The organism is Streptomyces sp. NPDC008121, assembly GCF_042957155.1.
Classification (GTDB): Bacteria; Actinomycetota; Actinomycetes; order Streptomycetales; family Streptomycetaceae; genus Streptomyces.
This window is the reverse complement of record NZ_JBIBHT010000028.1, coordinates 1-21,281: the sequence shown is the minus strand read 5'-3', so window position 1 is coordinate 21,281 and position 21,281 is coordinate 1. Positions and strand designations below refer to the sequence as shown.

The 21,281-nt window shown below is 70.4% G+C and carries 10 protein-coding genes and 1 pseudogene; 7 read left to right on the top strand and 4 right to left on the bottom strand.

From position 1 onward, the window contains the following. The coding region (locus ACFZBD_RS34285; RefSeq protein WP_391147465.1) for a hypothetical protein at positions 1–380 on the bottom strand (380 nt) is incomplete at its 3' end. 2,118 nt (positions 381–2,498) lie between these two features. Then, the gene (locus ACFZBD_RS34280) at positions 2,499–3,131 is read right to left on the bottom strand and encodes a cation:proton antiporter (protein ID WP_391147463.1); all 633 of its coding nucleotides are present in this window, start codon (positions 3,129–3,131) and stop codon (positions 2,499–2,501) included. On the opposite strand from ACFZBD_RS34280, the pseudogene ACFZBD_RS34275 reads away from it, so the two are divergent. From ACFZBD_RS34275 to ACFZBD_RS34245, 7 genes and pseudogenes are all read left to right on the top strand, one after another. Then, positions 3,127–3,461 (top strand): annotated as a pseudogene (locus tag ACFZBD_RS34275) (p-hydroxycinnamoyl-CoA synthetase); the annotation flags it as partial. The gene ACFZBD_RS34280 and the pseudogene ACFZBD_RS34275 sit on opposite strands and share 5 nt — an antisense overlap. Positions 3,462–4,783: 1,322 nt before the next feature. Further along, a complete protein-coding gene (locus tag ACFZBD_RS34270; RefSeq protein ID WP_391147460.1) occupies positions 4,784–5,083 on the top strand; it encodes a hypothetical protein in 300 nt (99 codons plus the stop codon). 331 nt (positions 5,084–5,414) lie between these two features. Continuing rightward, complete coding sequence (locus ACFZBD_RS34265; RefSeq protein WP_391147457.1) at positions 5,415–5,573, top strand: hypothetical protein; 159 nt, start codon at positions 5,415–5,417, stop codon at positions 5,571–5,573. 289 nt (positions 5,574–5,862) lie between these two features. After that, positions 5,863–6,414, top strand: coding sequence for a hypothetical protein (locus tag ACFZBD_RS34260; protein ID WP_391147455.1), 552 nt, complete (start codon positions 5,863–5,865; stop codon positions 6,412–6,414). A 591-nt stretch (positions 6,415–7,005) separates the two neighbouring features. Further along, a complete protein-coding gene (locus tag ACFZBD_RS34255; RefSeq protein WP_391147453.1) occupies positions 7,006–7,818 on the top strand; it encodes a hypothetical protein in 813 nt (270 codons plus the stop codon). Beyond that, the gene (locus ACFZBD_RS34250) at positions 7,800–12,347 is read left to right on the top strand and encodes an RHS repeat-associated core domain-containing protein (RefSeq protein WP_391147451.1); all 4,548 of its coding nucleotides are present in this window, start codon (positions 7,800–7,802) and stop codon (positions 12,345–12,347) included. The genes ACFZBD_RS34255 and ACFZBD_RS34250 overlap by 19 nt, the downstream gene beginning before the upstream one ends. Before the next feature lie 1,561 nt (positions 12,348–13,908). Next, positions 13,909–14,625: a class E sortase gene (locus tag ACFZBD_RS34245; protein ID WP_391147449.1), complete on the top strand. Its 717-nt coding sequence runs from the start codon at positions 13,909–13,911 to the stop codon at positions 14,623–14,625. Between the two features lie 3,033 nt (positions 14,626–17,658). On the opposite strand, the gene ACFZBD_RS34240 is transcribed toward ACFZBD_RS34245, so the two are convergent. Continuing rightward, positions 17,659–18,198 carry a hypothetical protein gene (locus ACFZBD_RS34240; protein WP_391147446.1) on the bottom strand — a complete coding sequence of 180 codons (540 nt, stop codon included), beginning with the start codon at positions 18,196–18,198 and terminating at the stop codon, positions 17,659–17,661. A 4-nt stretch (positions 18,199–18,202) separates the two neighbouring features. Beyond that, on the bottom strand, positions 18,203–21,281 hold a 3,079-nt coding region (locus tag ACFZBD_RS34235), incomplete at its 5' end, for a hypothetical protein (protein WP_391147444.1).

The window sequence follows — 21,281 nt, the reverse complement described above, 5'->3', positions numbered from 1 at the left end:
CCGGTGGTGTCGCCCGGGGCAAGCTGGTAGCTGCCGCCGGACGCGGTGTGCAGCATCCCGCCGCCGTCCGGGTCGATGAACGCCTTCCCCAGACCGATACCGGCCCCCACACCGTGCCGGCCCACCCCCGCCGCAGCCGCACCCTGGTCATAAGACAGCGCCAGCTCCACCCCCGCACCACCACGCCCGGGCAGCGACACCAGCGGCAGCACCATGGCAAACGCACCCGTCTGCTCACTGACACTCCCCGAAGCACCCCCGCCCAACACCACCGCACCCGACACCCCCGCCGGACTGGACACGGCCGCAGGCACGGAAGCAGCAGCAGTGACAACCGGCACCGTGGTCACCGCCAACACCACCGCCGTCGCCAGCGACACCCGCCGCAGCCAGCCACGGCGCCCACCCCCGGCCGGCACACCGGTGAAGACACAAAACACGGGACGGGAAGGCATACCGGCTCCAGACACAAGAGAAAACACAGGCACCCGAACCCAACACCGCCCCCACCTCCCAGGACGATCCTGCGAAAGGGGCGAACGCGGCCGGCCGAGGGATGGCTGACCGGCCGGCACACCCCAGCCGATCAGCCGTCTTGCGGCACCGCGTCCTCCCCGGAGACGAGCCGTGGCCACCACCATGTCACCGGCCAACCGGCACACCCTCGATACCGAATAACCGGAGGGGCCTCACCCTCCTGCTCTCGCAGAACCGTGCGTAACGGCTGCAGTAAGCGCCGAGGGCGGCTACCGTCCCGCTGTCGGCCTATGACGATCCAGACACCATCAGCAAAAAGCGCCCAGTACCGCGCCCACAAGCGCTACACCTCCGTTGGCATGATCCCCATGGGCCGTCGGGCCATCGGCACGGCCCGCTTCCCCTGCTACCCGGACGGACAGGACCCACCCGCAAAGAGTGGGCAGGACTGGCCGGGCGGACCCGAACGCAAGAGAGGCACGAGCCCGATTGATCTTGGAGTTCTGCCTTTCTTCCCCCGCCGGGAGCGGGCGTCCCGTCCGGAATACACCCCGCAACACAACCAGGCCTCGTGGCCACCCTGCTGGGTGTGGCCCCGGGGCCTGGTCATAGCTGGCTGGGATCAGAAAGGGACCACATAGGGCACCGCCGTGTGACCGGCTCCCGCCGGCGCTGAGCGCCGGCCGCTAGGCCCTTCTCACTCCCGCGCCACCTGCGCGCGGGACACACCTGTGCCCGGCTCGCGGCCGGATCCCGGGCCGGAACGGGAAGACAACCCGTGCCCCGGGAGGGAAACCAAGCAGCCGCACCAGGTCGAGGCCGCCCCCGGCGGCCCCTCACGGCCAGCTCGGCGTCGAGGCGCTGCGCGCGATGACCGACGGGCGGGTCAGGCTCATCGCAGCCACCGTGCCCGCGCAGGGAGGCCCGGCCATCCGGCCGCCGAGACCGGCAAGGCGGCCCGTGAGGCCACTTCATCGTCTCCGCCCCGCCGAGGCCCGAACACCTGCGCGGCCTGCCCCCTCCGGCTGATCGCGCAGCCTGCCCGCTCCTCGGCAAGACGGTCGGCCACGAGGCGTGCAATGCGCTCGTGACCGGCCACCCTGCCAGACACCTGCCGTAGCGGTTCTCGTAGACCATCGGATCGCCTCGCAGCTCCGCAGCATCTATACCGACAAGGGGAGCGCTGCCGTCGAGACTGCCCGCCTCCAGGATCCCTGCGTCGGCGACACTGCGCCGCAGCCGCAGCCGCAGCCGCAGCCGCAGCGCTGGTGGCGGTGGCCTGCGTGCCGGTGGTCACCGGGCGGGCGGCGTCTGTGCTCTCCGGCTCGCCAGGGATGCCGGGTGCGGTTGCGATGGGCAGCAGGGCCACCGGCTAGAACGGGGCGTTCACCACCGCATGGCCGCTGGCGTTGCGGCGGGGGCGCGGGAGCAGGGGGATGGAGGTGGTGCTGGCGTAGGACCAGCCGGCGGCCGGTGCGGGGGCCGGGCCCGGAGCTGGGCCAGGGTATCGGTCTGGGCAAAGCGTTCCTGGTCCGTACCGGTGCATGCACAGCTTCCCGGGCTGGCGGCAGCTGCTGCAGCGGCTTGCTGCCGGGCGCCCGCCCCGCTGCCCTGGAGTGCGCATATGTGCACTCCAGGGCAGCGTGCGTTTCTGCTGCCACAGCGCAAGCTGTCGTGCCCGAGCGGCGGGGAATCCGGCCGGGGCGGTGGACTGGCCCGGCCTGCCAGCATCCAATACCTTCCTGGCGGTGCTTCTGCGGCTGCGGGGCATCATGAGGCGTGCCGTACGAGGGACATGCTGCGGGGGAGGCGGCCGGCTTGCTGCGGGCCGCCGTGCCCGCCCCGGCATGCACCCCGCTCATCGTCCGCACCGCGGTGTCCGCCGTCGGCGGCATCACCGGGGCTCTGGCCGGCGGCGGGGACGGGGCCAGGCTGTCCGGGGCATTCTCCGGAGTCCTCCGCCGGGGCCCTGGCGAGGACGGCAGCAGCCGGGGAAGATCCTGTGGTTCTGCGTTTGGGTGTCAGCTCGCAGAGCCTGCCTGGGGCGCGCTGGCCGCACCTGTCTGTCCGGCGGGGCCGTTCCCGCTCTGCCGGCCAAGGATCCAGTTCAGCAGCGGACCTGTCATGGCGGTTGTCACCACTGCCATGACGACCATGAGTGAGTACAGATCGCGGCCGAGGATGCCCAGTTGCAGGCCTGTGTTCAGGACGATGAGTTCGGTAAGGCCGCGGGTGTTCATCAGCGTGGCCAGTGCGGCGGACTGCCGGACCGGCATCCGGTTCAGGCGGGCTGCGGCGTACGCGCCGGCGAACTTGCCGCCGGTGGCTGCCAGGAGGATGAGCGCCAGATCACCGAGCTGGTCCGCGCCGAGACCTGAGAGATCGACCTGGAGGCCGGAGGCCAGGAAGAAGACAGGCAGCAGCAGTGTGCCGTTCATCTGGCTGAGGCGGTCGTGTACTTCACCGCGCAGCCGCTGGGTGCCGGTGCGGGGCAGGACGGCACCGAAGAGGAACGCTCCGAAGATGTAGTGCAGTCCCAGCCACTGGGTGGTGGCGGCGGAGAGCAGCAGACCTCCGAGGATGCAGGCGCGCGGGGTGGGGGTCAGCCGGTGCCCGCTACGGCGGTCCGCTATCCGTTGCAGCAGGGGATACATCGCCGGCCGGATCAAGGACATGATCATTTCCGGCGGCGAGAACATCTACCCCGCCGAAATCGAGGACCTCCTCCTCGCCACCCCGTCATCGCCGAGTGCGCGGTGATCGGCGTACCGGACACCACCTGGGGCGAAGTGCCCCGCGCGGTCGTCGTCCCCGTCACAGGCGCCGACCTGCAGCCGCAGGAAGTACTGGCCGCACTGACCGGACGGCTTGCCAAGTACAAGATCCCCAAGTCAGTAGTGGTCACGGACGCACTCCCGCGCACCGCCTCCGGAAAACTCCTCAAGTCCCAGATACGCCAGCTCTACAGCTCACCGGCCCCCTGACTTCACGCTTTCACCAGGCGGGCTTCCCGCCTGCTGCCGCGCCGGCACAGCACCCCCCGGCCCTCCGCGCGGCCCGCGCAAACCGCGCGGAGGGGACCCGCCCCCGCGCCCCCGGGGGACAGCGCGCCAGGCCTGCGCGGGAGCGCGCTGAAGCGCCCCGTCACCGTGTGCCGGGTAGACACGGTGACGGGGCGGTGGCGGGCCGGGCCCCTGGCGGCTCGGGGGTGTGTCCGGCAAGGGGGGTGTTGCCCTGGCCCGCGTGGGCCGCGCCGGGGTGCAGGAGCGGCGCAGCGATTCCACCCTAGGCGGCAGGCTGGGTTGTTCCGTTCCGCCGGCCGGCTGTTTCCGGGCCGGCCCGGGGGTCCTGCAGCCGGCCGGGCAGCGGCGGCCGACCGTGCGGCGGTGAGCTCTCTGCGCCCCCGTGCCGGGCAGACCTCCAGACGGCCTGACCCGCAGGGCCCGGACGCAGAACATGAGTGACATACCCCCGGGCATGACTGCCCCCGGAGCGGTCCGGCTCTCTGCGCCGGTACACCGCCGCCGCAGCAGCCACAGCCCGGCCGCGGCGGGCGGGCCCTGCTCTTGCCTGCAGGCCCGCCCTCCCGCCGGCAACACCGGCCGTGTGCAGGCAGGCCTCCGCCGGACAGGCCGGCATTCCGGCTCTGCCGCGGTCCCCAGCTCACCGGTGCGCGGGAAGAGGACGGCGCAGCGCAGGACCTGCTGCAGGAAAGCGGGCGGGGCCCTGGCCGGCGTGTCCGGCAGGGGCCCGTCAGGAGCGGGCTGACGCCGCGTCACCCCGCCGGCCCGTGACCAGGCAAGCCGGCCCTGTGGCGGGCCCGTCAGCACCAGAGCGCGGCGTCGGCATGCGGCTGCCTGCGCAGTCCCGTCCGCGGCCTCCCGCCTGGCCGACGCCCGGGACCCTGCGGCCGCCGCCTTCGGGGCGCGGCTGTCAGCAGGGCTCTGCGCCGGCGGCTTCAGCCGCTGAGCCGGTCAGGGGCCGGCCAGCATGAAGCCAGTTCCACGCGTCCTGGTCTCTCGCCCTGCGGCCCGCAGACGCGGCAGAGGAGGGTGACCCTCGCGCCCGTGCCCGCGGCCGGGGCGTCCCCGGCCGCATACACCGCACTCATGCACCTGCCTTCCTGCGTACCCTCACATCCGGCCGGCGGCCCTCGCCGCACCACCCGCGCCCGCCCCGAACGGGCGCCCGGCCGGGGCGCCGGCTGGTCCCGGCGACGGGATGGAGGCAGGCTGGTGATACGGGCGTCCGGGTGTGAACGGCGCACCGGACGGAGCGCCTGCCCGGGCCGGGAAAGGCCGCCACCATGCGTATGTTGATGAAGGTCCAGATGGACACGCAGATCTCCAACGAGGCCATCAAGCAGGGCACCCTGCAGAAGATCATGGAGAAGGCGATGGAGGCGATACGCCCCGAGGCCGCCTACTTCACCACCGAGAACGGCAGCCGCATGGCGTACGTCTTTTTCGACCTGGCCGACTCCTCGCACATGCCGAAGACCGCCGAACCCTTCTTCATGGAACTCGGCGCGAAGATCACGTACACCCCGGTCATGAACCGCGAAGACCTGGGCAAGGGCCTGGCCGCCCGCGAGGCCCAGGGCTGAGCCGAAACGCCCGGCCTGCCCGGCGCGGCCCGGACCAGGCCTCCCATGAGAGCGCTGCCGCACGACACGCCCCGGCGGCAAAACCCGCCATGGCCCGCACCCACCACCACTGCGCCGGCGCCGGCCTGAGCCGCGACGCCGCATACCCGGACCTGGCACATCCTGCAGGCCGTCGCCTGCGGCAGGCACTTCTGCAGCGACGGGGAGCCGGGCCTGCCCCTGCCGGAACAGGCCCGCCGCCGCGACGGGCGGCAGGACGCCCGGGCTGCCAGGGCCGGCCGTCTGTCCGGCGCCCCCGCAAGCCGCTGACGAAACTGACCGGAGTTTCCCCATGAAGAACCGGCCCCGCATCGCGCTTCCCCGGATCCTTCCGCCCAAGCGCCCCGCCATCAAGCCGCCGCCGGCTCCGGCGGACCGGGAGCGCGGCACTATCCCGCTCCGCGAGGGCTGGACTCTTCCGGACGAGTGGACCGGTGCCCGCGGCCACTGAGAAGAACTCCCGTCCGGTGCTCCTGCCAGACCGACAGCACCCGTCGGCTGCCCCTGCCCGGCCAGGCCGCCGCCTGTCCCGGAATGCCGGCAGGGGGTTTCGTGGCGCGGCCCGCGCAGGGGCAGGGCCCGCCCCGACGGCCGCCTGCCTGTCTGGCCGTGTCCGGTCGGCCGGATCCTGCTCGTGCGGGGCTGGGGCCGGACGGCCGATCTCCAGGGGCGATGTCACGGGCGAGGATACTGCTGCAGGGCTGCTGCCCTGCATATACGGAAATATAAGGAACTGATTCATGAGTCTGCCCCGCAAAGCCGCTGTGGCGGCCGTGCTTGCCGCCTGCCTCACCGGGCACCTCGCCGGTACCGCTACCGCTGCCCCGCCGGGCCCTGACGCGGCTGCCCCCGCGGCGCCGGGGGCCCAGAACTGCTGGTGCGAGTACAACACGGTCGACGTGTCCAACGGCACCGGCGAAAGGCTGACCCTGACCGCGCTGGAGGTCACGGGCACGGTCGACCCGGGTAGGAACTACGGCTACCACGAGGCCGTTGTGCACGGCTACGACGGACTGTGGACCCCCGTGGTGGGCGACACCCTCGAAGCCGGCGCCACGCGGTCATACGGAGTAATCTTCTGGGGGGCGATGGGGGACACACCCTCTGTGACTCTCACCTTCGAAGACGCGGACGGCAACAAGACCGCCTACAAGACCTCGACCGCCGTGGGGGGCGCTTCCTTCTTCGAGGAGGTCAACCGGACCGGGCTGCGGACCGAAGGACACGGCGCGGCCTTCGGCCAGCACACGGTCCTTAAGGTCGTGAAGGACCAGACCGCTCCCGCGTCCTGACAGCGGGCTGTCCGGGCGCCGCCCTCCCCGGGAGGACCACCGGAACGGCCCGGGCCCCTCGTGCACGGCCAGGCGCCTGTCCGCCCCGGCGGGCCGCCTCTCCTCCTGGCCGCACATGTACGTGGACCGCTGGCGGCCCGGCGGGGCCCCGGTGCCGGTGAGCCCCAGCGGCTTGGCGGCTGCCGCGGGCAGATACCCGGCGTTCAGACGGACCAGCCGCGCGATCGGCGGCATGACTGTCCCGGCCTCGAGCCGTTCGCCGCCCAGAATACCGCCGTCGCCTTCCGGTTCGCTGCTTCTGGTCCTCCGGCTGCCGCCTCAGGGGCGGGACCTTCTAGTCCGGCCCCCGGACAGTCCAGGGGCGCCGGCCGGCCCGCCTGCCGTCAGGCCGTGCACACGCCGGTTGCCTGATGTGCACCAGTGGGGGGGCGGGTTGGCTGGGCGGGTACCTGTCTGCCCTTCCTGGCTGGAGTTGTTATGCCGCACCGTCTGCCCGTTGATGCTGCTGGTGCGGCCGGACGCGTTGGAAGCGGGCGCCGGTGTGGGGGGTGGCTGCGGCGGGTGGGTCTGGCTACTGCGGTGGTGATGGCTGTGAGCACGGTGCCGGTGGTGACGGCCGGTGCGGTGCCGGGGGCGTCTGTGACGTCCGCCGCGTCCGCTGCTGGCGGGGTGTCAGGTGCGGTGGCGTTGGGCGGGGGTGCCAGCGGCAGTATCAGTGAGCAGACGGGTGCGTTTGCCATGGTGCTGCCGCTGGTGTCGCTGCCCGGCCGTGGGGGTGCGGGGGTGGAGCTTTCGCTGGCGTATGACCAGGGTGCGGCGGGTGCGGGGGCGGACCGGCACGCTCTGGGCCAGGGGATGGGTCTGGGCAAGGCGTTCATCGATCCCGACGGCGGCGGGACGCTGCACACCGCGTCCGGCGGGGGGAGTTTCCCGCTTGCCCCGGGTGATATCACCGGCACCGGCCTGAAGCGGTATCTGCTGAAAGACCTTGCCCTGCGCGACACCCCGGGCAGCCTCCCCGCCCGTGACGGGCTGGAGGGTGTGCCGCGCGAGTACCGGTGGGTTCTCACCTACAGCGACGGGCGGAAGAGTTTCTTCTCTGCTGAGGGTGATCTGGTCGCCGAACAGGATCCCTTTGGTCATGAGAGCGCGTATGTGTGGGAGGTCCGGGACGGGCAGCACCGCCTGGAGAAGGCCGTGGATGCTCACGGGCAGGCGGTGGCGTTCGATTACAGCCGCGAGGGCCGGGTCACCGTCACCTCACCGGTGCGCAGTGACGGCAAGCAGCCGCAGGTGGTGCTGCATCTGGAGGCGGCCGCCTCACCTCGGTTGTCTATCCGGAGGACCAGGCCATCCGCCTGGCATGGGACTATGCCCCCGAGGGGATGCCGGGGTGGCTGCTGACCGGGGTGGAGGCCCCTGCGGGTGCGGTCACCCGCATCGGCTACAGCCAGCCTCACGGCTTCCCCGTCGCCTCCTCGCTGAAGGTCACTGACTCCGAGGGCAGGGACCTGACCCCGGAGCGGACCTTCAGCCTGGGCGCGGAGGGTGAGTATGCGGGGCATGACTTCACCGGACGCGGCCAGTACCCCTCCGCGGATGCGCTGTTTGACAGTGCGGATGCGGACTACCGGTATGTGACCGAGCTGTCCGACGGCCGTTCCACCGTCCGGTCGGTCTACAACAGCCTGCATCTGCTGAAAGAACGCACCGCTTCGCTGAACGTGAACGGCGAGCCGGTCCCGGTCCGCAGCCAGAGCCTCGTCTATGAGGGCGAGCGTGACAACGGCCATGTCCCGCCGCCTGCTTCAGCTCTGCCGGCGAACTACGGCAGACCCGTCAAGGCCACGGTGACGGTCCATGACCCGGCCACCGGGAAGAGCCGCACGACCACGGAGACGGCCCGCTTCGATGAGCACGGCCGTGAGGTGGAGCGCACATATGTGACCGGCGCGACAACGGTCACCGCATACGACCCCACCGCACTCGACGCCGCAGACGCCGGCCAGAACGGGGACGGCAGCCAGGATGGGGACAGCGGCCAGGATGGCGGGGAGGGCAGTGCCCCGGCTGGTTTCGGGCTGGCGGTGCGGGTCACGGTGACCGGCCACGACGGTGCCGAGACTATTACCGAGAACACTCTCACCACAGACCGCAGGAGCATCGCCGCCGCGAAGCAGTCGGTGAAGAACACGGGCGACAAGGAGCCTTCCGCCCGCACCGTCACCGCCTTCCAGGTCAACGGCCACGGTGAGATCACCAGCAAGACCGTCACCTGGGCCGAGGGCGCCAAGCCGGAGGGTGTCCAGGGGCCGGATGAGGTCACCGAAACCTATGAGTCCGCCGTGGACACCGCCGCGCATACCCGCACCGACACGGTGAAGACTGCGGCCGGTGCCAGCAACCAGGTTACCGACCTCGTCACCGGGCAGGTCATCCGCGCCACCGACACCGAAGGCCGCACCGCCGAAACCGTCTACGACCAGGCCGCACGTCCCGTGATACAGAAAATGCCCGGCGGGCCGGACGGCGAGGGCCTTCTCACCACCACCGCATACACCCCGCGCACGACCACGGTCAGCACACCGGGCCAGGACGGGAAACAGCATGTGACCCTGGAGCACCGGGACCTTCTCGGGCGGGCGGTGAAGCAGACCGACAACATCCGCGACGGCGAACTCACCAGTGATCCGGCAGCCCGGACCCTGCGCAGCGTGGAGTTTGAGGACCAGGGCCGCACCGCGAAGGTCACCGACCAGGCCGGCCGCACCACCCTCACCACCAGCGATGACCTGGGCCGCCCCGTCAGAACAACCGCCCCCAACGGCATGACCCAGCTCACCGTCTATGCCGATGCCGCCACCGCCGGAACCTCCACCGTCACCACGCTGACCCTGCCCGCCGGTGAAACCGACCCCGCCAAGGCCATCGTGACGGCCACGGAAACCCTCGACCAGGCTGAACGGCCCGTCGCGGCCGGCTCCGCGTTCGCTGACGGAACGGAGCAGACCGGTACCAGCCGCACCTACGACAGCCTCGGCCGCACCGCCGAGGCTGTGTCCGGCGAAGTCGCCGCCCGCCCCGCCTACGGGAAAGCCGGCGCGGCGGACACCACCACCCTCACCCCGAAGAACACAGAATCGTTCCCCGGCGAGCCGGTCACCGCCACCAGCCCCCGCGACCTCACCGGCGCACCAGTGGTGAAGACCCTTACCCCCGGCCAGGACAGCGACGGCGCGGGGGGACGCTCCGGTATGACCCTGGTCCGTGACGCCGCGGGCCGGGTCACCGAGGAGCGCCGCCCCGACGGCACCAGAACCGCCTTCACCTACACCCCGTCCGGGCAGGTTGCCGCGTCCGTCTCACCCAGCGGCATCCGCACCGCCTACCAGTACGACGGGGTGACCGGGCAGATCCTGGAAGTCACCCTCACCTCCGCGGACGGGAAGACAGAAGAGAAGACCGGCTACACATACGACCCGCACACCGGCGCCGTCACCGAAGTGTTCAACCCCGGCGACAAGGCCGGCACCCTCATCAGCTACCGCTATGACGCCGACGGCAACACCACCGAAGTCGCCTACCCCGAAGGCAAGACCGTCCGGCAGGAATACGGCGACAACGGCCTGCTGGAGAAGACCACCGACACCGCCGGGCTGACCACCTTCTACACCTACAACCCTGACGGCACCCTCCGCGAGGCCGTCCAGCACGAACGCGACGACACCACCAGCCCCGTCAGGGCGTCCGTGGCCTACACCTACGACGGGCTCGGACGGATCAACAGGACCGACCGCGGCAACGGCGTGGTCACGGACGTGCAGTTCACCGGGGCCAGCCAGATCAGACACGAGAAAACCACCCGCGACGGCGAAGTGATCACCGAGGCCGCCTACACCTACGACACCCACAACAACCTCACCCAGCGCACCGACACCCGCCCTGAAGCCGGCCCCGGCGGTGCCCCCGGGCCTGCGGTAAGCACCACCACCCGCTACACCTACGACGCCTACAACCGCCTCACCGGATCCGAAGTCTCCAGCGCGGACGGCCGGAAACTCACCACCACCCGCTATGAGCTCAACGTCTCCGGCGACATCGTGAGAACCGAGGTCACCGCCCACGCCGGCCAGCAGGCCGGACAGACGACGGTCACCGAAAGCAGCATCGACAGCGCCGGGCGGCTGACCGCCCTCACCGTCAACGCCCGGCAGCACGCGCAGACTTTCAGCACTGAAGGAAACCTGCTCACCGGCCACGACGGCACCGTGTGGACCTACAGCCTCCACGGCAAGCCCGCCACCATGACCGCCCCCGACGGCACCACCACCCGCTACACCTACTGGGCCGACGGCACCCGCGCCACCACCACCCGCACCCCCGCCACAGCCCCAGACCACAGCAGCAGCGACAGCGGCACGGACAGCAGCGCGGCACAGGAACAGACCACCCACTTCTACTACACCCCCGCCGGCACCATCCTCAACGACGCCCACACCACCAGCACTGAGAGCCAGCTGCCCGGCGCAGAAGCAGGCCAGGCGCCAGCCGCAGAACACCCAGAGAGCAGCAGCCGGCAGATCACCGCCTCTTACCTCCTGGCCGGCACCCGCCACGCCCGCACCCTCACCGGAACCGGCGCAGACACCGCAGCCGCCACCGGCGCCGGGTACCTCATCAGCGACCGGCACGGCAGCACCACCGCACTTACCACCAGCCACGACGGCAGCCTCTCCCAGGCCTGGCAGTACAGCGACTACGGCGAGCCAGCCCACCCAGACGGCCTGCCCCTGGCCGGCGGCCCGCAGTCAGGCGTCCCGGCAGGCGCGGCCCGCAACCCCTTCACCTACGCCGGCGAATACACCAGCCCCGACGGCACCCAGTACCTGAAAACCCGCCTCTACGACCCGGCAACCGGACGGTTCACCACCCCCGACCGGGCGCCCCAGCACAACCGCTACCAGGCCTTCGGCACCAACCCCGTCACCAGCATCGACCCCGAAGGCACCACCGAAATACCCGACTGGGGCAGCTGGCTCATCATGGGCCTCACCCTCGCCGCCGGAATCATCACCACCGCCATCAGCCTCGGCACCGCCGCCGGACCCGCCGCCCTCGCCGTCACCATCGCCGGAGCCGTCCTCGACCTCGCCTCCTACACCCTCGACGCCACCGCCCTGGCCACCGGACGCAGCCAGATCGACGATCCCCTCAACATCGCCTCCCTCACCCTCGGAGCTGCAGGCATCACCACCGGCATCGCCGGGGCCGTCGGCGGACTGCTGACGGGCGCCACAGGCAGAACCTTCAGCCAGGCCGCCGGAAATTCTCACAGCGCAGGGCTTGAAGAGGGCTTTGAAATGAGCCTTCTGACGCGGAAAACCCGCGACAGAATATGGTATCACGGCACCACAAATGAATCCGCCGCGATGATCGGGAAAGAAGGATTCAGGGCAAGTCCAGACGGCACGTTCGGCCCTGGCGTATACCAGGCAAAGAATTTCAAGGATGCCAGGGGATACGGCCTGCTGAAGGCCGCCGGCGGATCTGAAGCGGTGGAGCGCAACGGGCCTTCGCGGCAGAAAGCAACGGTGATTGCCTCAAGGGTCCAGGCCGTTAAGGTCTACAAGATATCCGTACCCGGCGCCTGGGACACGAGCCTTGACAAATTCATCTACAATCCGGACTTCAGCAGAAAAAACGCACATCAGGCCGGAGGCCAGTACATCCAGCTGAGCGGGGACCAGAAACGGGAACTCGCGTCCCTTCCGCTCCTGCGGCAAAAAGTGAACTGGGTGCGGGAGAATTTTCAGGCGGACGCCGTCTATATAAAGAATGAGGATAATTACAAGTATCTGCTTACCTTCGATGCTGGGCTCGTGATCCCCGGAAAGCAGCATCCTGTCGCCGGAACGGCTAGGGAAAGCTGGTGACTGTAGGCCCCCGGGGGGCTGCTTTATCCCACCAGGCCGGCCGCGTGACCGGTGAGGCTGGCGGCCCGGGTCCCGTTCGCCGGTCCGGGGAATACTGAAGGCACGAGGAGCCCCAGCGTAGGCAGCCGTGATCACGAACCTGGCCCCCTGCGCTCCCTCACCCGCCCGCGCACGGCGGCAGGCCCGTCCTGAGTACGCCCCTCGTCGACGGCACGCACGCCGGAGGCGGCAGCCAGGTCGGCTGTTCACGCCGTGCCCGGACGGACCACGGGCATCACCGCCGCCCGCACCCGCAGCACCGTCACCATCGGGGAGCGCTGAAGACCCCGGCCCTCACGGACAAGGCGTACCAGGGTGCTGGCAAAACGTCGCAGGGCGGCGTGCTGGCATTCCGGCTGCCCCACCGGGCACGCCGGGGCGGGGCTGGTTCCTCAGCGCACCTCGTACGCACTCCTCGAAGCCGGCGGCCGCCCAGGCGCCGCCGGGCCTGGCAGCGCCGCCAGGCATCACTGTCCTGACCTGGCCTGCCCGCAGCCTAGCTGCCGCCGGGGCAGGAGACGTGGGCGGCCGCTCACTGCCCCTTGCCGGCCGGCCCCAAGGCGGGGACTGTAAGAAGAACTCACTGGACAGACCCCCAAGGCGCGGCCGTGGCCGCACCGTGTGCCGGGAAGGCCAGCCTGTCCGGGTGCCGGTCTGGGCGGGGTGTCGCGGGCGGTGCGGGGCAGTGGCGGGGGTCACAATAGAGGCCGGGCGGGCTGCCTGCGGGGCCGGCGGTCCTGGCGGTCCGTTGAGGGTCTGTCCGGGTCGGCCGGATGCAGGCGGCCTGCCTGGTCCTGGCCGCCGGTTCTGGGCGGGCTCTGTCCCGGGGCGGTGCGGTGTGGTTCTGGTCCGGGCGGGGCTGGAGAGCGGGTGGAGCGTTGCATCTGGTGCGCGGGGCGGTGATGCGGTGGCGGGGGCGCGGCGATCATCTTCGGGTGCGCGGCGGAGGCGGGTGTGTGCTGGGTGTGTGTGCGTTGCTGGTGGTGCTGGCGGCGGGGTTCGGCTATCTCAGCGACCGCGGGAGCCGTCTGGCGGGTGCAGGAGGCGCAGGGCCGGGGCTGGAGGATGTGTGCAGGGACGAGCCGGGGCGTCTTGCGGGCAGTGCCCGCTACCAGGGGCCGGCGCCTCATCCGCTGGTGTTGTTTGTCCACCAGGACCAGTCGGATCCGGCGGTGCGGACGCGGTTTCTCTTCCCGGGCCGACGCTGGCAGGACACTGCTTACGGGATACGGCAGAGCCGGGAGGTCCAGCTGGTGGCGTGTGCGGAGCGGGGGTACGAAGAGCGTATGCCGCAGACCTGCCGGTATGACCAGGGCATCGCGCCGCTGTTTTCTGTGATCTACCGTGTCCGTCTGGTGGAGGCCCGCACGGGCCGTGTGGTGGCCACGCGCAGCGCGCGTCCTTCAGCTATCCAGTGCCCGCCGCGGCCGGTAGTGGATGTCACCCGTCCGCGTGCCTACACACCTTTGAGCGCGGAGGACTTCACCCGGGTCCTGGACCCTTTCACCACCCGGTGGGCACCGTGACACCCCCGCCCGCCCCGGGGCCGCAACGCCGGCCGCTGACCCCGGCGGTGGCCGTGCTGCGGGTCCTGGCCGACCTTTTCATCACCGTTGCCGTGGTGGCGGTGCTCTTCCTCGTCTACAGCCTGTGGTTCACCAACGTCACCGCCCGCCAGGCGGCAGGCGATCTCACCTCGCAGATCCGGGCGAGCTGGAACCAGAACAGCAGTCGGCCCACAGGATTCTTCGCCGAGCAGGGCGGAATCGGATTCCTGCACATTCCCGCGCTCGGCTCACGCCGGGAGATCCCCGTCATCAGGGGCACCGACCTTGACCTGCTCAACCGCGGTGTGGCGGGCTACTACACCGGCCCGGTCCCCGCGGCCATGCCCTGGCACGCCTCGGGAAACTTCTCCCTGGCAGCCCACCGCGACGGCCATGGGGCACGGTTTCACAACCTGCACAAAGTCACCGAGGGTGACAGCATTGTCTTCGAGAGCAGGGACAGTTGGTACATCTACCGGGTCTTCAGCACCCTGCAGCGGGAAGATCCCAGCAACGTCTCTGTCCTGCAGCCCGTCCCCGGCAGCTCCGGCAGAACCGCCCCCGGCCGCTACATCACCCTCACCACCTGCACCCCCGTCTTCACCTCCGACTACCGCCTGATCGTCTTCGGCGAGCTGGTGCGCACCGAGCCGGTCAGCCCCAGCCGCACCCCCCCGGCCGAACTGCGCTGACCCTGTGCGCCTGCGCCGCGGCGCCCGGACAGGGCGGTGACCGGGCAGCAGCACGCCGGGCCGCAGGGACTCTGCGGCGCTGCGGTCCCGGCCCCGCGGCGTGCCCGCCGGGCCGGTGCCCGGCACGCCCGGGGGAGAGACCCCTGGCGCCCTTTGTAGACCGGGCGCCGCGAAGGCCTGGCCGGGCTGGGCGACGGCAGCTTGCTACGCCCGCAGCGCACAGTGTGGGGTGCTGCTGGCGGCCCGGAGCAGGATGCCCGGCCCCGGACGGGCTGGGCGCGCACATCCGCACCGCAGCGGAGGACGGCTGCGCTGGGGCGCCACCGGAAAGCACCGGACTGCGAGACAGCGGGAAGTGGCAGGGGTGCCGCCGCACCCGGCCTGCCGCGCTGCCGTCGGCAGGGGAGCGCCCGCGGGCGGGCAGGGGCAGGTGCAGGGCCCGGGGGGCCGGTGGGCGGACCGGTTCTCATCCGTGCAGTGGCTGGCTGGGGGACCCAGCACGGGTGCCCCAGGGCGCATCCTTGGTGCGGGTCCAGTGGCTAGGGGACGGCACGGACCTGCGGCACCCCCTCCGTGCGTCGATCGGAGGGGGTGCCGCGTCTTCTGCTGTGGCTTCACCAGGCGGCCGGGCGCTTTCTCCGGCAGTCAGGGCGGCGCCCGGCCCAGGCTGCCGGGCGGATGCCGGGGCGCCGGTCAGCCGCTCCAGGGCTGGTCACCGCTCGCCGTCCTTGCGGCCCTGCGGGCGCTCGCGGAGATTGAAATTAGCGAGCTCATGCCAGCATAAGAAACTTGTTTCCAGCGTGAATAAATTCCTACCCGGACACACTCCCACTCGCCCCGCTCACCGCCACCGAGCCCGCAAGACGACCGGGCACCTCCACAGCTTGGCTTCTGAACTACGCTCGTGTCACAGCACTCCTTGATCATGATGGGTGGGCTGGCCGAGGGGGGGCGTAAGTGCAGGCTCAATGTCGAGGCGGAATCTGCCGGGGTACGGCCGGAGCCTGCAGGCAGCTCGGCGGCAGGACGCCCGGTTACCGGTAGCGGCCGGAATACGGCGGCCTGCCAACGGAGCGGGTGTCCGAGAGCGTGTACTCGGGCCGCTGCCTGTCGCTGCTGAACGCAAGCGCATCGCCACTCTGCGCGAACGTGGCCCGGGCATACGCGAGACCACCGAAAGACTGGACCACTCACCCTCGACTGTGAGCTGCACATGGCGCCGCAACATGCTCGAGCACGACACGGGCAGGTACGACGCCGGCCCACACCGCTTCCGGCAGCGGGCCGAGCGGCCTCGCAGACCAAAGCCGCGGCTCGGCGCCGAGCTCCGCGCCGGGCCCCAAAGCAGGCTCGGCCTGGAGTGGAGCCCCGGGCAGACCGCCGCTCACCTGCGCGCTCTGTGGCCGGACCGGCCGGAGCCGCACCTGTGCCACCAGAGCATCTACCGGGCGCTTTAATCAGGGCGCGAAAGGCGTCCTGAGCAGGACACTCACCAAGAAGCTGCGGACGGGCTGCCCCTTTGCCGCAAGCAGCGCCGCACGGCCGGCCAGCGCGCCACGCGGTTCGCCGTGCCGGCGGCACTCACCGACGAGAGCCCGGCCGTCGCCGTGCTGCGGGAGCGGGCCGGCGAGGGGGAAAGCGATCCGGTCACCGGCCGCAGGAACCGCACCGCCATCGCCCCGCTCCGTCGCTGGCCCTGCCGCAGCCCGGACAGCACGGCCGGCCAGTGCAGCCCCCGGAGAACCCTCCGGGGGTAGCCCTTGCGGGCTGCCCTCTGCGCGGCGGCAGCAGGAATTTTAGGAGCCGCCTGGCGCCTGTTAAATTTTCACGCCCTTACCCTTCACTGCCGGCCGTCCGTCGGCACTACCGCCTGGGGTGAATTGTGAAGAAATGGATTACCGGCGCAGCTGTGCTGGCTTTTGCCGCTTCCAGCGGTATCGCCTCATCAGTCTGGGCCGCTGGCTCAGGAATGACAAGTAGTGATCTACAGCAGTGACCACCCGGTGACCTGAGCCGGAGATTCGCCGTCGGCTGAGCCGTCCCGGTCCGGAGACCCCGCCGGTCACTGCAGCCCAGCGGGCAGGTCCGGAGGGTCGGGCGCGCCGCCGGACGACGACCCAGGCTCTGGCCAAGCGGTCGCGGACCGTGATGGAGTGCGCCGGGGGCCACTCCATCACGAAGACAGCCGACGAGATCCTGGACAGCGGCCGCCTGATGCCGGTGAATCCCTTGACTCAGTCACTGCTGGTCTCTCACTACAGGTTTGATGCTGACGGGGCGAGTCCGAGGCCGGCCGGGAATGCGGTGAGGAGTCCGGGGTGGCGCTGGATGCCAGCGCAGGGCGCATTCCGCGGCCCGGCGGAGTTCACCAGCCGGACGGAAGGCCCGGTACGCAGTCTTCTCCTTGCCGTGTGTCCAGAGCAGTCCGGCCAGGTTCAGTTCCGGGGCGTCAGGGAAGGGGGGGATGACCATGAGCCCGTCCCGCCGCTGTCGTACTGCTTCACCTGTTTGCTGAGGTGGCTGCAGCAGTTGTCCCGCACGATGGTGAGCCGGCCGCCCGGCCGGGGTGACGGGTAGAACCCCGCAAGGTGCCGTCCGGATCCCGGTGGATCCGGACGATGCGTTCGGCGTGCTCGGCTTCCGCCCGGGCCCGGGCAGCTCCCGCATCCGCCCGCCGGTCACCGGTAGCATCCGGCGCAGCCGCTTGGCGCGCCGACGACGCCACGGTGATCGTGGGCGCGGTCGGCATCAGCGCGGACAGTCCACTCGCCGAGCCGCTCAGCGCCGCCCTCAGAGGCGCGACGCTCCGTGGCGCCCGCTGCTACGACGGGGCCCGTGCCTGCCGTCCGGCGGTGTTGCGCCGGACCACCCGCTGTAACACCCGCCGACGGCACCCGGTGAACGGGCAGCGGGCAGCGATCGCCTGCGAACAGCAGTCGGCTGCCCTTGCGCTCGCCCCATGTGAAGCGGACAGGTGTCCGCCTTCACGGGAACAGGGTATTCAGGATAAAGGGCTCGGCACCTGAGGCATCCTCAGTTCGGCTTCAGCAGGTCATCGAACTTGCGGAAATTGGGCCCGGCATTGTTGAACCATGCATCCACGCGGGCTGTGACCTCAGTGCTGAGGTCATAGGCCGCCTTGTGGTATCCGCTAAGCACGAATTGTGCTCTCCTCTCCGGAAGGTCTTTCACTCCGGCTGAGGCAGCGCCCTGCCATGCGTTCTCGTACTCGCTGGAAAGCGAAACGGGCATGGTGGGATGATTCTGCCAAAGGCTGTAATTCCACCGCCACTGGTCGTGACTTGTGTACATTCCATTCCGGAGCATGCTCAGGTCGCCCTTCATCATGGCTACGGTCTCAGCGGCTGCGTCGCTGGAGTGCCAAATTCCGCTGCCCCTGTTCAGGTCGCCATTCCTTAGAGCGTCAGCGATGGCGTCCATGTTGACCAGATCGCTGTACCGGGCGGCGTAGAATGAGTTCACGTCCGCGTTATGCCGGGTCACGTAGTCCCTTATTTTCCCGGAGGCGGCTTCCAGGTTTGCTGCCGCTTCTGCCTTGAGCTTCTTGCCCATGGCCTCATCGGCCAGCCCTATGATAATGCGATGCGGCTGGCCGTAGAGCTGCGCTGCTTCTGCGGCGGCAGCAGCAGCGTCTGCTGTCCTTTTTGCGGTGATGACGCCGTGGGCGATACCGCCGCCGGTGGCGATGCCTGTGGCGCCGAGTGTGAGGGAGGCGATGTTGAGGGGGTCGTTGATCTGGGTGCGTCCGGTGGCCATGGCTGCGGTGTCCAGGGCGTGGGAGGCGAAGTCGAGGGCGGCGCCGATGAGGGCGATGGCGAGGGGGGTGCCGGCGCCTGCGGTGGCGACGGTGATGGCGGTGGTGATGACGGCGGCGGCGAGGGTGAGGCCCATGATGAGGTAGCCGCCCCAGTCGGGGATTTCGGTGGTGCCTTCGGGGTCGATGCTGGTGACGGGGTTGGCGCCGAAGGCCTGGTAGCGGTTGTGCTGGGGGGGCGGGGTCGGGGGTGGTGAAGCGTCCGGTGGAGGTGTCGTAGAGGCGGGTTTTCAGGTACTGGGTGCCCTCAGGGCTGGTGTATTCGCCGGCATAGGTGAAGGGATTACGTGCGGCACCGGCCGGGCCTGCTGGTGCTGTGCCGGCTGTGCTGCCGGGATTGGGTGGCTGGCTGTCGGGGCTGGTGGGCTGGCCGTAGTCGGTGTACTGCCAGGCCTGGGATACCTGGCCGTCGCTGGTGGTGAGGGCGGTGGTGTTTCCGTGCCGGTCCTGGCTGAGGTATCCGGCGCCGGTCGGGGAGGCGGTGTCTGCGCCCTGGCCGGTGAGGGTGCGGGCCTGGCGGGTGCCGGCGAGGAGGTAGGACGCGGTGGTTGCGGCCTGGCCGCCCTCTTTGTCTGTGCCCCCACTGGTGTGGGTGTCGTTGAGGATGGTGCCGTCGGGGGTGTAGTAGAGGCGGGTGGTGTGTTCCTGCGGGGCCGTGGTGGTGCTGCCGGTTCCGCCACCGCTGGTGTTTCCGTGTGCCGTTCCGGGGTTCCCGGTGGTTTCGGTGGTGGTGGCGCGGGTGCCGTCGGCCCAGTAGGTGTAGCGGGTGTGGGTGCCGTCGGGGGTGGTGGAGGTGGCGGGCCGGCCGTTCAGGCTGTAGGTCCAGGTGGTGCCGTCGTGTGCGGTGGTGAGGTTGCCGTCGGTGTCGAAAGCCTGCGTGTGTTCCCGGCCGCCGGCGGTGAGGGTGGTGAGCCGGCCGCTGTTGTCGATGCCGTGCCCGGTGACTTCTGTCTTGCCTGCCTGGTCTCCGGTGTGGGGGGTGGTCTCGGTTTTCACGACGTCGCCGGAGACGTTCAGCTCATAGCGGGTGGTGGTGAGCTTTTCCCCGCCCGCGCCGGAGACTTCTGATCCGGTGAGGCGGTTGTAGGCGTCGTAGGTGTAGCGGGTGGTGGTGGTCACCGGCTTGCCGGGAGCACCGCCGGGGCCGGCCTGGGGGCGGGTGTCGGTGCGCTGGGTGAGGCTGCCGTGGGCGTCGTAGGTGTAGGCGGCCTCGGTGACCAGGTGGCCGTCCCGGGTGGTTTTCTCGTGCCGGATCTGGTGGGCGCCGGTGAACTCGGTTTCGGTGACCACCCCGTTGCCGCGGTCGGTCCTGGTGATCCGGCCGAGGCCGTCGTAGGTGTAGGCAACCTTCGCCTTGACCGGGCTGGCGGTGTCGTCGTGTTCGTGCTGGACGGCTTCCTTGAGGGTGCCGTCAGGGTGGTAGGTGTAGAAGGTGGTCAGCCCGGCGGTGTCGGTGACCTTCTCCAGCAGGCCGCTGTCACCGTATTCCTGCCGCACCTGCTTGCCGTCGGGGTAGGTGACGGAGGTGGTGTTGCCGTCTGCATCGTAGGTGTAGCTGATCGCTGTGCCGGTCTTGTCGCCGGGGCTGAACACCTCGGTGACGGCGCCGGTGTGCGGGTCGTAGCTGTAGGCAGTCTTCTCTGTGGTCTTGCCGTCCGCGGAGGTGGTTGCCGTCTCGAGGACGTGGCCGGTCTTGTCGTCGTACTGGCAGGCGGTGCGGATACCGGCGGGGGAGACCGACTGCGCGATCTGTCCGGACGGGGTGTAGGTGTAGGTGGTCTTCTTCCCGTCGGGGCGGTGTTCCTCGGTGACCCGGCCTGCGGCGTCGCGGATCTGGGTGGTGCCGGAGCGGCCTTCACCGTCCGCTCCCTGGCTGGTGCCGGGGGTGAGGGTTTTGACCACGGGTGCGCCGGTGAGGTCGCGGGGGCTGGTGGCGGTGACCGGCCCCCCCGGGAAAGCGGCGGTGTCCTTCGGGGTGAGGGTGGTGCTCTCCACCGCACCCGCCGTGCCGTAAGACGGGGTGACCGCCACATCCTGCGACACCGACTCAGCAACACGGCCGAGGCTGTCGTAGGACTGCGAACTCCCGGACTGGGGCGTGCCGTCAGCAAACGACGACCCGGCCGCCACCGGCCGCTCCGCGCTGTCGCGGGTTTCGGTGCTGACCGCGATGGCTTTGGCGGGGTCGGTTTCCCCGGCAGGCAGCGTCAGCGCCGTGACCGTGGAGGTGGCGGCAGTAGCAGCATCCGCATAGACGGCCAGCTGGGTCATGCCGTTCGGCGCCACCGTCTTCACCGGCCGCCCCAGGTCATCACTAGTAGTGACCGTACTCCGCCCGGCGGTGTCCGTGACCTTCGCGGTGCGGCCCCCGTCCTCGAACTCCACGGCCTGCAGGGTCCGGGCCGCAGGGTCACCAGTCAGCTCCCCGTCGCGCACATTGTCGGTCTGCTTCACCGCCCGCCCCAGCAGGTCGCGTTCCTCCACCGTCACATGCGGTCGGCCGTCCTGGCCGGGTGTGCTGACCGTCGTCGCAGAAGGGGTGTATGCGGTGGTGGTGATCAGGCCTTCACCCTGTGGGCCGCCCGGCACCTTCCGGGACACCTCACGGCCCGCGGCGTCGTAGGCCGTCTCCACCGTGCGGCCGTCGGTAGCGGTGGCCTTCACCGTCTGCCCGGTCACCAGGTCGGTGACGGTGCTGCTCACCCCGGCCACCGTCTTCACCGTGTCGGTACGGGTGTGTTTTCCGGTGTCGGCGGCGGACTCGTAGGTTTCGGTGACCTCCTCCGGACCCTGCACCCCGCCGGGCTTCGCCCCCTCCGCC